This window comes from Sphingobium sp. AS12 (assembly GCF_019097845.1).
Taxonomy (GTDB): domain Bacteria; phylum Pseudomonadota; class Alphaproteobacteria; order Sphingomonadales; family Sphingomonadaceae; genus Sphingobium.
Genome location: NZ_JAHRGM010000019.1, coordinates 27,085 through 39,602 on the forward strand (window position 1 = coordinate 27,085; position 12,518 = coordinate 39,602).

The following is a 12,518-nucleotide window of genomic DNA, read 5'->3' on the forward strand; positions in this document are numbered from 1 at the left end:
TGTCAGGGATATAGCGTTAAACAGCGCATAAGGGCGCGTCCGCGTCCGTTCAAGGAGTCTCCAGCCATGGCCCGTTCGGGGCGTCGTACCAGCCAGGCTATCACTATTCAGACCGTCGCTGAGCGCGCCGGCGTGTCCGCCATGACCGTGTCCAATGTTCTCAACAACAGCCCGCGCGTGCGTCAGGCGACGCGCGACGCGGTGATGACGGCGGTGCGAGACCTCAATTATGTCCCCAATATGGCGGCGCGTGCGCTGGCCAGCGCAAGCGCGATCCGGATCGGACTGCTCTATCGCAATATCGAAAATGCGTTTCTGAGTTCGATTCTGGTGGGCGCGCTGGATGCGACCAGTCGGCTGGGTGCCCAATTGCTGCTGCGACCACTGGAAAGCGGCGATCCCAAGGAAATCGCACAGCAGATGCAAGGGTTGGTGGAAACGGGCGCGCACGCAATTTTGATCGTACCGCCCTATTGCGAGGTCGCCAATCACCATGGCCTGACCCGCGACTTTCCCGTGCCGGTCGTGGCGATGTCGCCCGGTGACATATTGCCGGGGGACCATATCGTGCGGATCGACGATTTTGGCGCGGCGCGGGACATGACGGCCTATCTGATCGGACTGGGGCACCGTGATATCGGTTTCATCCGGGGGGGGGCGGGTCACATGATCCACCGGACCCGGTGCGAAGGCTATCAGTCGGCGCTGCGGGACGCGGGGTTGCCGATCCGTCAGGACCTGATCGTGACCGGTGACATGAGCTTTGAGTCAGGTCTGGTGGCGGGAGAAACGCTGCTGGACCTGCCGGACCGACCGACCGCCATCTTCGCCAGCAATGACGACATGGCTGCAGCGATCATATCGCTGGCGCACCGGCGCGGACTGGACGTGCCGCGTGACCTGTCGGTGGCAGGTTTTGACGACACGCCGATCGCGGTCAAAATCTGGCCATCGCTGACCACGGTCAAACATCCGGGCAAGAACATATCTGCCGAAGCAGCTATTCTGGCCGTCTCGCTCGCCAGAGGAGATAGGGAAAGCATAGCCGCGCCGACGGAAAAATATCTGGAGCACCGACTGGTCGTGCGCGAATCTACGGCAATGCTGGGGCAAGCCGATCAGAAACGATAGCCGACCGTGCCCATGACATTGCGGGGCGCGCCCATGAAACAGTCCCCGCGGGCAAGGCACGAGGCATAATATCTGTTGTTCAGCAAATTGGTGGCGTTGAGCGCGAAGCGCCAGTTCCGCCAGTTGATCTCCGCCAGACCATCGACCGTGGTACGCGCCGGGGTGACGATCGACCAGAGCGCGTTGGTCGATATGCTCTTGCCGCTATGGACCACGCCCGCGCCCAGACGCAGCTGGGCACCATCCGCGACGCCAAAGTTCTTGGTCGACCAGAGCGATGCGGTGTGACGCGGCATATAATCCAGGCTGCTGTTCACTTCTGAACGCAGTTTGCTGTAGCCATAATTAGCGAGCAGCTCAAAATTGCCGGGCAGACTATGGCTGGCCTCGATCTCAAAGCCCTTGGTGGTCAGTTCGCCCGACTGGGTCGTGGCACCATTGGCCAGATAGAGGACGCGGTTGCGTTCCTTGATGCGAAAGGCGGTGATGGTGACGAGGCTATTGGGGATGGGTTGCCACTTCACCCCCGCTTCAAACTGGGTGCCGGTCTGGGGCTTATACGGATCGCCGATGACCCCGCCGGGACCGGTGAGCGTGCCTGCGATCGGCATGAAGCTTTCGGTATAGCTGAAGAAGGGCGACAGGCCTGCGCCGATTTCCCCGATGATACCAGCGCGGAAGGTGGTGGCATTATCCTTTTGACCGGAGGAGCCGGTCACCCGATCGCGGCGGGCGCCCAGCACTACCGAAACACGGTCGAAGAAGCGGATCTGGTCCTGCAGATAGACGCCGAGCTGCTTTTGCGATTCATAGATGAAGGGACCGGTCGGATCATAGGTTTGCAGCGCATCCTGATCTATATCGTAGAGGTCGATCGTTTCGATCCCGAAGTCGGTGCGCTTGCCCACCTTGTTCCAGCTATAATCCAGGCCGACGAGCAGCTTATGCTCGATACTTGCTCCGGTGTTGAAGCTGAACTGCAGATTATTGTCGGTCGAAAAGACGTTCATCCGCGCGTCGCTTGCGTCGGCGTAGAGGCCGATGGTGCGGCCGTCGGCGGCAAAGGGGTTGGTCGGATTGCTGTAGCTGTCCGCGTAGTGGGTCTTATATTCCAAGTCGCTGTCGATATAGCGTGCCTTGACACTGAGCCGGACATGGTCAGAGAAATTATGCGTGATAGAGCCGCCGCCCTGAAGCGAACGGCCATTATAGCGGTCCCATCCCGGCTTGCCGACGAACGCATATTGGTCGAGCTTGCCCGCCGGATAGGCCGTGTTCGGCAGGAAGGTACCGACGATCGGCAGGAATTGGGAGGTCGATCCGGTGTCATCCTCCTGATAGAGGCCGGTCAGGACGATATCGGTGTCGGGGGTCGGCTGCCACCGGATCGATGGCGCAAACATCACGCGATCGTCAGGGACATGGTCGACATAGGTGTCGGCGTCGCGGACGCGGGCAACGGCGCGGATGGCGAGATTGTCAGCCAAGGCGATGTTGACGTCACCCAACGCTTCCTTCCGATCGAAGCTGCCATAGACCAGACTGGCTTCGCCCCGCGTATCGAACCCCGGCGTCTTGGACACCAGATTGACCAGGCCGCCTATCGACCCCTGGCCAAACAGCACAGAGGCCGGGCCGCGCACGATTTCGACACGGTCGAAATTATAGGGATCTGATGTGATGCTGGCATAATAGGAGAAGATGTCCCGCATCCCATCGCGGAACTGCAGCGCGTCAATGCCACGCACATTGAAACCATCGACGCGGGTATCGCGGCCATAGGGATTGGCCAGGACGCCTGCGGCATATTTGACCGTGTCGCTGATGTTGATTGCACCCTGCGCCAGATATTGGTCCGACGTGATGACCTTGATCGGCTGGGGCAACTGGATCAGCGGCGTTTCGGTTTTTGTGCCGGCATTGGCTGCGGTGACGATGATCTGGCTTTCGCTATCGGCAACATCAGGAGCCTGCTCCGCTGCTTGAACGGCCGTGCCGCAAAGGGCGATAAGAGCAGCGCCGCAAAGTGCGAAGGAGCGGGTGGCAGACATAGGTTCAATTTCCTGTTGCAATTGATTCTCAACAGGTGCGCGAATATCGTTATTAATAGTTATTCGCAACAGTCAATTGAGGTGGCGCTCTCCGCCGCATATTGGCTGGAGGGTGTCGGACAGGCGCTTCACCGGTCATCGATGGCTATGGACCCAAGCACGCTCGCGACCGTTATACTCGCTCCACATCGGGAGACAGAATATGAAGCGTGCATCCATCCTGGCAGCGGTCGCTGGTTTGAGTCTGGCGCTGGCCGCATGTGGCGGCAAGGGCGACGACAAGCTGGGCGAACAGGCGCAGGAAGCGGCGGAGAACAAAGCCGACAAGATGGACGCCATGGCCGACAATATGAGCGGTACCGCTGAGGATCTGATGCAGGCCAAGGCGGACGCGACGCGCGAAGCGGGCGATGCCCGCGAGGAGGCGATCGATGAGTCTGACATTAATGCCGCCGCACTAACGCCTGCCGAGCGGGCGAAAGTCATCAACGGCAATTGATGACGCGCCCAGTATCAAGGCGGCGGCATGGGGGTTCGCCTGGCCGATGCGGCGCGCAAGTGGCAGGAGCAGGAACGGGACAGTCAGTGCGTCCGCGCTATTATGGGTGGCGGAAAAATGAGGCGAATTCCGAACCCTAGCGCATCAGTCTGGCGGTGCGCAGTGCGTCCTCGATGATCTCCTGAACGCTGCTTTTGTTCGCGGCGGTCGGCGGGGATTGGATGGCTGACAGGGGTTCAAGTTTCGCCCCTTTCCGCATCGGCAGATTGGGCGTTTCCGTTTTCAATATGTCAGCGGGTTTGGGTTGCGGCGTGGCCTTTCGTCCGGCCAAAAGACCCCAGGATGCCGCGATCCGACGGGTCGAGGAAATGCCCGCTTCCAGCATATGGGGCATCGGCGTTCCGCACGCATCATCTCCGGTGGTGGCGAGGGGGGTACCATGGCCCATGTCCGCAATGCGGTAATCCTCCACCACGGTGCGACCCGTGGCGTCATTCCAGATGCGGTGACGATGAGCGGCGATATTTTGGGTCGCGCTGGGCTGACCGTCCAGGGCATGAACTGACAACCATTGGGCGAGGATCGCGTCGGCATTGCCGCTGTTGACGGTAGGGTCAGCCGCTCCGTGCCAGACCGAAACACGCGGCCAGGGACCGGCGTGATCAGATGCGTTCCGCACGCGATCGCCCAATTGATCGCCACTGGATTGACCGGGCGCGCGCATCGCCTCCAGCGCCTGCGGAACATTGGATGCAGCGCCAAAGGGCAGCCCGGCAATGATCGCGCCGCCAGCGAATAATTCAGGATAGCTTGCCAGCAATATCGACGTCATCGCGCCCCCGGCGGACAGGCCGGTCACGAACATGCGCGACCTGTCTATGCCGTGCGTGTCGATCATGGCCTCGATCATCTGGCGGATGGAAAGCGCCTCGCCACGATCGCGCTTATTATCGGCGGGTGAAAACCAGTTGAAGCAGAGGTTGGGATTGTTGGCGCGCTGCTGTTCGGGGAACAGAAGTATGAAGCCATGCTCATCGGCCAGTTGTGACCATCCGGCGCCACGATCATAGCCGTCCGCTGTCTGGGTGCAGCCATGCAGGATGACGACCAGCGCGGGCTTCCTGGCGATCTGCGGAGGAATGTGACATTTCGCCTTCAACGCGCCTGGATTGCTACCGAACGGCCCGACATCCTGCAGCCTGCACGGTTCGCTCCGGTCCATGGGCGCAGTCATGCTTGTTCGCATGGCCATCAATCGGGCGATATTGGTGGATAATTTTCTCATGAAATGACCTCCGGCCTTGAAGAGCGGCCAAGTCGGCCATGAAATTCGGCGGCGGATTATGCTGCACTGCACAATATGGCTATGGACCCCGATGCGACAAGGTGAGAGTTCAAAATTTATCGGTATACCGTTCGATGAGTCGGGGAGTGGTCGGGACCGGGTGGCACGCGCGGCCTTATCTTGATGCTTGTCCAGGAAAAAAAACGGCGGGGTTGCCCCGCCGCTTCTGCATCAATGCTGCATCGAATGTTTGATGTCGCGCATCTCGTCATGACCGGCCTTGACCGACATGTAGCTTGTTTCAATCAGATCGCGCACGGTCGGGCTGAGCTTTCTATCTTCCAGCGCATCCTCGAACTTGGCCTTGATATGATCTTCGCCGGCTTCGACTTCGTTGATGATCGCCTTGTCATCATTGCCCGTGACGACGGACTTGAGATTGAGGAACATACGGTGCGCCCCTGCGAGCAGCGTGCCGTCATCTTCCGGATTGCCGCCCAGCGCGGTAACCTGCTGCTGCAAACGGGTGGCAATGGCCCGCCTTTCACTGGCGCGGCTGGTGAAGAGGGCGGTGAAGCGGCTATTCTCGCTGTCCTTGGCGGCTTCGGTATAGCCGTCGGCGCTGTCGATGGTCGTAGCGATCAGGCCGTTGAGGGTCGAAATATCGTGGCTGTTATCGGACATAGGAATTTCCTCTTATAGGGGGAGGCAGTCTCCGCGGCGGTGGGCGACTGCGTGGTCCATCAACGACCGTCCTTCGTGAAAGTCGCATCGATTGCGCCCCGCTTAACCTCCATCAGTATGATTTTTCGTCGATCGATTGCACCTCATCGGTGTGGACGTCGAACCGGACGAGATTTGTCGGGCCAAATGCCGTGGTCAGCGCGACATCGGTGGCGTCACGTCCGCGCGCCATCAGGATGCGGCCGATCCGGGGCTGGTTGTGGCGCGCGTCGCGCGTGTACCATTGTCCGTCGATATAGACGTCGAACCAGGCGCTGAAGTCCATCGGCGCATCGACCGGGGGAACACCGATGTCGCCCAGATAGCCGGTGCAATAGCGGGCCGGAATATTCATGCAGCGGCAAAGGGTAACGGCCAGATGGGCAAAATCGCGACAGACACCGCGCTTTTCCTGGAAGGCGTTCCAGGCGGTCATGTCCGACCGAGCATGGTGATAGCCAAATTCGATATGGTTATGGGCGAAATCGACAATGGCGTCGACCCGCGCCTTTGCAGTCGTATAATGTGCGAAATTGCCCCAGGCGAACGCCATCAGTCGGTCCGTCTCGCAATAGCGACTGCCGAGCAGGAACGGCATTACGGTATCGGGCAATTCCTCGACCGGGGTATGCGGTCCATCAGGAGCGGGCAGGTCCACCAGACCGCTATCTTCGATCACGAAATCACATGAAAGGGTGACGCCGCCTGCGGGAATGGTGAGGCGGGTCGCAACATTCCCGAAGCCGTCCTCGAAATGATAGAGCGGCACGTCCGGATCGGCGAGCAGCCGCTGGGGCGTACGCAGGTCGAGATGCCGGGAGGGATGCAGGCTTAACATCGCCATCATCGCGGTCTTGTTCTGGGTTTCAAATCTGATTTCATATCCGCAGCGGATCAGCATGGAGGGGACTTTCCTGAAGCGCCGACAGGGCGGCCGTTGATGGCATTAGGTGGGCAGGGCGACGCAGGCCGCGGATCAGCGCAGATCGGGATACTGGCAAAATGTCTCTGGCAAGCGCATCAGGATGCCATGTTCACGCAGGAAACCCCAATGCCGATCGCGGTAGCAGATGACAGAATGGATCGTCAGCATGGGCATGGGGGAGGATCCTGATGGCGGGAGGCGCGGCAAATGAGCTATTGGGTCTGAACGATCCGGCACCGTTCGGGCTGTTCAACGCAGCAGGCGCTTCCCCGTTCCTGCTGATCGGCGATCATGCCGGGGCTGCGATACCGGGGGCGCTTGGCGACCTGGGCCTGGCGGCTGCTGACCGCCGCCGCCACATTGCCATCGACATTGGTGTCCATGGTCTTGGTCATGCGCTGGCCGAACGGCTCGACGCACCCTTTGTGCATCAGCATTATTCGCGCCTCGTCATCGATTGCAACCGCGATCCCATGCGCGACGACGCGATCCCGGTGGTTTCCGACGACAGCCGGATAATCGGTAATGAAGGACTGGACAGTTGTGCGCGCGCATCGCGGGTGGCGGCAATCCATGCGCCCTATCACAGGGCAATCGCGGACATGATCGACGCGCGACGGGCGGCCGGGCGCGACACGATCCTGCTATCCCTGCATAGCTTCACGCCCGTCATGGGCGGGATTGCCCGGCCGTGGGAGGTGGGCGTCCTCCACTGGCGCGGCCGGACCGATTTTGCCCGCGCCATGCTGGCGGCATTACGCGACAAGGCTGCGTTCACTGTGGGCGACAATGTTCCCTACGCCATGGACGCGACCGATTATACGGTCCCGTTGCATGCTTTCTCCCGCGACCTTGCCTATGCGGAGATTGAGGTGCGGCAGGATTTGATCGGCACTGCCGAAGGGCAATGGATATGGGCCGGCCATTTACGGCACGCCGCAGAAGCCGCGTTGCAGCGCATCAGTTGATGGCGAATCCGCATCATGATATGGCTTGTGCTAGCGCTGGCAACGATTTAGGCAGAGGGCCATGCCAGACCCAGATATCATGGCGCTGCAAGTCGATCGGGACGATGATGTAGCTGTTGCGTTGATGCCGCTTGCGCCGGGGCAGATGGTTGCCATCGGCGATCGCGAAGTGGCGATTGTCGATGCGATCGCGCCGGGCCACAAATTTGCGGTCCATGACATATCTGCCGGAAGCGCTGTCCGCCGTTATCGCGCGCCGATAGGCGTAGCGACGCAAATGATCGGCGTTGGTGCGCATGTGCATAGTCACAATGTGCAAACGGCGCTGCGTGGCGAACTGGCCTATGACTATGTGGCTAAATCTGCGGATGCTGTCGAAAGGCCGGGCGGTGGACAGCCTGGCTTTATGGGTTATGCGCGGCAGGACGGCAGCGTCGGCATCCGCAACGAAATCTGGATATTGCCCTCGGTCGGCTGCGTCGGGCGTCTTGGCGAAAGATTGGCGCGCTGGGGTGAGGCATTGGTGGGCGCGCATGTCGACGGCGTCCATGCGTTCAACCATCCCTTTGGCTGTTCGCAACTTGGCCATGATCTGGAAGGCACGACCGCGATCCTCGCTTCGCTGGCGCAAAACCCCAATGCAGGCGGGGTGCTGATTGTCGGGCTGGGCTGCGAGTCCAATCAGCTTGACCTGATATTGGCCCAGATTCCGCCGGAAAGGCGGGCGCGGGTGCGTACTGTGCGGGCGCAGAGTGAGCAGGACGAGTTTGCCGCTGGCAAGGCGGCGTTGGAGGCGCTCGCCGATCTGATGGCGCAGGATGTGCGCCAGCCGGTGTCGCTGTCAGGGCTGCGACTGGGGGTCAAATGTGGTGGTTCGGACGCCATGAGCGGGTTGACCGCCAATCCGCTGATTGGCCGCATTGCCGATGCGGTTACCCAGGCGGGCGGAATGGCGGTTCTGACCGAAATCCCCGAAATGTTCGGCGCAGAACAATTGCTGCTGGCGCGGGCGGAGAATAAGGCCGTTTTCGATCGGCTTACGCAGGTCGTTAACCGGTTCAAACGCTATTTTCTGGATCATGGTGAGCCGGTTTCGGAAAATCCCAGCCCTGGCAATATCGCGGGTGGCATCACCACGCTGGAGGAGAAATCGCTCGGCGCCGTGCAGAAGGGCGGGCTGGCGAGTGTCGTGGATGTCATCGATTATGGCCATATCGCGACCCGGCACGGGCTGACGATATTGGAGGCGCCGGGCAACGACGCGGTATCGACGACAGCATTGGCGGCAGCGGGGGTGACCCTGACGCTCTTTTCCACAGGCCGTGGTACGCCACTCGGCAGTCCGGTGCCGACGATGAAGATTGCTTCCAACTCCGCGCTGGCGGTGGCCAAGCCGGGCTGGATCGACTTTGACGCAGGCATGGTGCTGACGGACGGCATGGATGCAGCCGCTGAGGCATTGCTGGATCGCATCGTCGCGGTCGCCAGCGGTGAGCCAGCGTGCAACGAACGCAATGACGAACGCTCTATCGGTATCTGGAAACGCGGCGTCACCTTGTAACGGGCTGCAATGCGTCCCTATACAAACCGCCATTTGAGCGGCATGGCAGCAATTATGGAATCAGCTGATCAGACGTTGGAGGAGCTTGGCTGGCGGCCGTTTTTCAGCGCGCAAATCCCGCAGACTGACGACAGCGGGGCCGAGCCGTTTCGCGTGATGGCGGTGCATCGCGGTAAGATTGCGGTGGCCGGGGCGGGCGGTCCGCTTGATATTCAGCCCGGCTTTGGTGATGGCATGGCGGCGGAGGATCATCCCACCGTGGGCGACTGGGTGCTGGTCGATCCTGCGACGCTGCAGATCACCCAGATCCTCCAGCGCGCCAACCTGTTCAAGCGGCGTGCGCCGGGCGGTGACCAGAAAACGCAGCTGATCGCGGCCAATGTAGACACGCTGTTCATCGTCGCGTCCTGCAATCAGGATTTCAGCATCCCCCGGCTTGAGCGCTATTTGATCCTGGCGCGCGAGGTCGGCGTGCATCCCGTGATCATCCTGACCAAGACCGATCTGACCGATACGCCGGAAACTTTCGCCGCGGCGGCGCGTGATTTGCAACCGGGATTGCAGGTGGAAACCATCAATGGCAAGGATCCCGCCAGTGCGGCAAGCCTGTCAGACTGGTGTGGCAAGGGACAAACCGTCGCGCTGGTTGGATCGTCGGGCGTCGGCAAGTCCACGCTGGTCAACACTTTACGCGGCTCCGATAGCATAGCCACACAGGATATCCGCAAGGCCGACGGCACGGGGCGGCACACGACGACGGTGCGTGAGATGCATCGGCTGCACCAGGGCGGCTGGTTGCTCGACACGCCGGGGATGCGGGAATTGCAGCTGACCGATGTGGCGTCGGGTCTGGCTGTCGTATTTGCCGACATAGTCGAGGCAGCGGAGCGGTGTCGCTTTTCCGACTGCGCCCACAGGGGTGAACCGGGTTGCGCCGTCCAGGCGGCGATCGCCGACGGAACGCTGACGCTCGCCCGTCTTGATCGCTGGCGCGCGCTGGTTGCGGAAGAGATCTATAATAGCGCCAGTCCGGCCGAGCGCCGCGCGCTGGACCGGATCGCGGCGGCGGCAGCCAACAAGCGAAAATAGGATGTAAGCGGTACCTCGCACGGCGCCAACGACTTTCAATTATGATAATGACTTGCAATATGCGGTGGCCGCGATATGGGATTCACGCTGTTCCATTGAGGTCCCTGCCATGTCACCCACGTCGCGCCGCTGGATACGCATAGCCTTTGCCGGGCCGGGGGCGGTGATCGTTGCTCTCGTCATGATGGCGGGCATGGCGCTCTGGCTGCCGGGCGGCGCGGCGGGCATCGACAATCTGATATTGCCGCTGGTGCTGGTGCCATTGGTCTGGGCCGGGCTATTCTTTCACGCCTGCCTTGATCGGCGGTTGGGGCGGGTCGCTATCGTCGCCGGAGGGCTGTTCCTGATCCATGGTGGGCTGATCGCGCAGAAATTCGCCCAGGCACAGCCGGCTGCAACGGAGAGCCATCGATGATCCACCTGCCCAAGGACGAAACCAAGGCGATGGTCGCGGTGCATGGCTGGTCGGGCATATTGCTTGGCCTGCTGCTCTATGCGGTGGTGCTGACAGGCACGGCTGCGGTATTTGCCGAGGAAATCGGCATCTGGTCGGCAGGTCATGTTACCTCGCAATCCGCGTTCGAGCGGCCGATGGCGGACACGATCCGGGCGCTGGGCGACCGCACGCCGGCCCAATATCATGAAGCTGTCGACCTGTTCGAGGTTGGCGATCATGATCTGGGTGCCTTTTTTCACCGGCACGAGATGGACAAGGGCGAACTGATCAGCCGGGGCATCTTTTACGTGGTCGGCAAGGATGGCCGTGTCATTCACACCCAGACGGGAACGAATGAGGATGTGTTCGGCCCACGCAACGATAGTGCGCTGAGCAGCTTTCTGGTCGATACCCATGTGCGGTTGCATGTGCCCAATCCCTGGGGGTTGCTGCTGACCGGGATCGTCGGCCTGTCGATGCTGGTCGCGGCGGTATCGGGCCTGCTGATCCATCGCCATCTGTTCAAGGATATCTTCACCCTGCGGCGCAAGGCGAACCCCGTACTGGTCAATCGCGACCGGCACAGCGTCGCTGGCACATGGAGCTTGCCCTTCGCCTTCATCCTGGCGTTCACCGGCAGCTTCTTCTCCTTCTTCGGCACGATCGGCGTGCCGATCGTCGCGATGGCGGCCTTTGGCGGGGATGTCGTCGCCCTGACCGAAGCGGTCTATGGCACGCCCGGCAAGCCCGATCCGCGTCCCGCCGCGATCGGCAATTTCGACCATATTACGAGCGATGCGATCGCGCGCGCGGGGGCGATCCCGACCTTCGTCGCGGTCGAGAGTTTCGGCCGCGCCGATGCCAAGGTGACGACCTATCATCCGCCCAAGAGTGGCGGCCTTGCACCCATTTCGCTGCTTTATGATGGCGCAACGGCGCAGTTCAATCAGGTCAAACCGCTGATCGGTCCCGCGCCGTCCGCCGGGGGCACGCTGGCCGCGATCATGTCGCCACTCCATCTCGGCAATTTCGCGGGCCTGGTGTCGAAAGCGATATGGTTCGGCCTGGGTTTTGCCATGTGCTATGTTACCTATACCGGCATCCGCCTCTGGCTTGTGCGACGGGAAGAGGGCGCGCGGTCGCTCGGCTGGCTGGATCGCTCGCTGGTTATCGTCGGGCTGGGCTTGCCGGTTGCGCTGCTGGCTTCGACCGTTGCCTTCCTTGTCACCATGCCGATGGGCAGCGCCACCTACTGGACGCCCGCGAGTTTTCTGATCGCGTCCGCCGTCATCATCCTGGCCGGGTTTCTGTGGCGGTCGAGCGCCGCCTTCGCGCGGGTGTTGCAAGCGGCGATGGCGGCCATCATGCTGATCCTGCTGCCGCTCCGCCTGCTGACCGGCGGACCCGGCTGGGCAAGCGCGATGGCGGCGGGACAACCGGTCATCGTGGCGCTGGATCTGGCTTTCCTGCTGACTGGCGGCTGGTTGCTATGGTCGATTGTTCGGACCAGCCAGAGCCGTCCAAGTGCTGAGCATGGCCTTTTGCAGGCGGCGGAATGACGGGCATGTTGCTGGCCTCAATCGCCTTTTCCGCCGGCCTGCTGGCACTCCTATGCCTGGGCGATCCCAAGCGGCGGCGGAGTATCAAGCTGCCCGGCGATGCGCAGGGGACGATGATGCGCCGCCTCCTCACCGCTGCCAGCCTGTTGCCGGGGATCGTCTTTGCGTTGCGCGGCGATGCGGCGACCTGCCTGCTGTGGCTGGGCGGCTATGCCGTGGTCGGCTGGCTCGTCACCCTCGCTTGTTCGGCATGGGCCAAAAGCGTTGAGGGCAGCCGCCGATAAAGCATGG

13 protein-coding genes are annotated in these 12,518 nt (G+C 61.5%); 8 read left to right on the forward strand and 5 right to left on the reverse strand.

Features of this window, described 5'->3' with window-relative positions; all coding sequences use genetic code 11:
• Positions 1 to 66: 66 nt before the first annotated feature.
• Positions 67 to 1,131 (forward strand): LacI family DNA-binding transcriptional regulator, encoded by a 1,065-nt coding sequence (locus tag KRZ98_RS07445; protein ID WP_217673021.1) that lies wholly within the window; start codon positions 67 to 69, stop codon positions 1,129 to 1,131.
• Here KRZ98_RS07445 and KRZ98_RS07450 read toward each other — a convergent pair.
• Positions 1,119 to 3,182, reverse strand: coding sequence for a TonB-dependent siderophore receptor (locus tag KRZ98_RS07450; RefSeq protein ID WP_217673022.1), 2,064 nt, complete (start codon positions 3,180 to 3,182; stop codon positions 1,119 to 1,121). The two genes, KRZ98_RS07445 and KRZ98_RS07450, sit on opposite strands and share 13 nt — an antisense overlap.
• Before the next feature lie 202 nt (positions 3,183 to 3,384).
• On the opposite strand from KRZ98_RS07450, the gene KRZ98_RS07455 reads away from it, so the two are divergent.
• Entirely contained in the window at positions 3,385 to 3,681 is a 297-nt protein-coding gene (locus tag KRZ98_RS07455; protein WP_217673023.1) for a hypothetical protein, read from the forward strand.
• Positions 3,682 to 3,817: 136 nt separating this feature from the next.
• Here KRZ98_RS07455 and KRZ98_RS07460 read toward each other — a convergent pair whose 3' ends face one another.
• The 4 genes from KRZ98_RS07460 to KRZ98_RS24385 form a co-directional block, all read right to left on the reverse strand.
• The gene (locus KRZ98_RS07460) at positions 3,818 to 4,966 is read right to left on the reverse strand and encodes a PHB depolymerase family esterase (protein WP_217673024.1); all 1,149 of its coding nucleotides are present in this window, start codon (positions 4,964 to 4,966) and stop codon (positions 3,818 to 3,820) included.
• 231 nt (positions 4,967 to 5,197) lie between these two features.
• Positions 5,198 to 5,650: a PA2169 family four-helix-bundle protein gene (locus tag KRZ98_RS07465; protein WP_217673025.1), complete on the reverse strand. Its 453-nt coding sequence runs from the start codon at positions 5,648 to 5,650 to the stop codon at positions 5,198 to 5,200.
• Positions 5,651 to 5,762: 112 nt separating this feature from the next.
• Positions 5,763 to 6,590 carry a transglutaminase family protein gene (locus KRZ98_RS07470; protein ID WP_217673026.1) on the reverse strand — a complete coding sequence of 276 codons (828 nt, stop codon included), beginning with the start codon at positions 6,588 to 6,590 and terminating at the stop codon, positions 5,763 to 5,765.
• 75 nt (positions 6,591 to 6,665) lie between these two features.
• A complete protein-coding gene (locus KRZ98_RS24385) occupies positions 6,666 to 6,788 on the reverse strand; it encodes a hypothetical protein (protein WP_302849086.1) in 123 nt (40 codons plus the stop codon).
• A gap of 14 nt (positions 6,789 to 6,802) precedes the next feature.
• Here KRZ98_RS24385 and KRZ98_RS07475 point away from each other — a divergent pair, with 14 nt between their 5' ends.
• From KRZ98_RS07475 to KRZ98_RS07500, 6 genes are all read left to right on the forward strand, one after another.
• Entirely contained in the window at positions 6,803 to 7,582 is a 780-nt protein-coding gene (locus KRZ98_RS07475; protein ID WP_217673027.1) for an N-formylglutamate amidohydrolase, read from the forward strand.
• Positions 7,583 to 7,643: 61 nt separating this feature from the next.
• The gene (locus tag KRZ98_RS07480) at positions 7,644 to 9,143 is read left to right on the forward strand and encodes a UxaA family hydrolase (RefSeq protein WP_217673028.1); all 1,500 of its coding nucleotides are present in this window, start codon (positions 7,644 to 7,646) and stop codon (positions 9,141 to 9,143) included.
• Between the two features lie 54 nt (positions 9,144 to 9,197).
• Positions 9,198 to 10,232 carry a ribosome small subunit-dependent GTPase A gene (gene rsgA, locus KRZ98_RS07485; RefSeq protein WP_217673029.1) on the forward strand — a complete coding sequence of 345 codons (1,035 nt, stop codon included), beginning with the start codon at positions 9,198 to 9,200 and terminating at the stop codon, positions 10,230 to 10,232.
• Positions 10,233 to 10,341: 109 nt separating this feature from the next.
• Positions 10,342 to 10,647: a hypothetical protein gene (locus tag KRZ98_RS07490; RefSeq protein ID WP_006962881.1), complete on the forward strand. Its 306-nt coding sequence runs from the start codon at positions 10,342 to 10,344 to the stop codon at positions 10,645 to 10,647.
• The gene (locus KRZ98_RS07495; protein WP_217673030.1) at positions 10,644 to 12,227 is read left to right on the forward strand and encodes a PepSY domain-containing protein; all 1,584 of its coding nucleotides are present in this window, start codon (positions 10,644 to 10,646) and stop codon (positions 12,225 to 12,227) included. The genes KRZ98_RS07490 and KRZ98_RS07495 overlap by 4 nt, the downstream gene beginning before the upstream one ends.
• Positions 12,224 to 12,511 (forward strand): hypothetical protein, encoded by a 288-nt coding sequence (locus KRZ98_RS07500; RefSeq protein ID WP_006962885.1) that lies wholly within the window; start codon positions 12,224 to 12,226, stop codon positions 12,509 to 12,511. Before KRZ98_RS07495 ends, KRZ98_RS07500 begins: the two co-directional genes overlap by 4 nt.
• Positions 12,512 to 12,518: the final 7 nt, after the last annotated feature.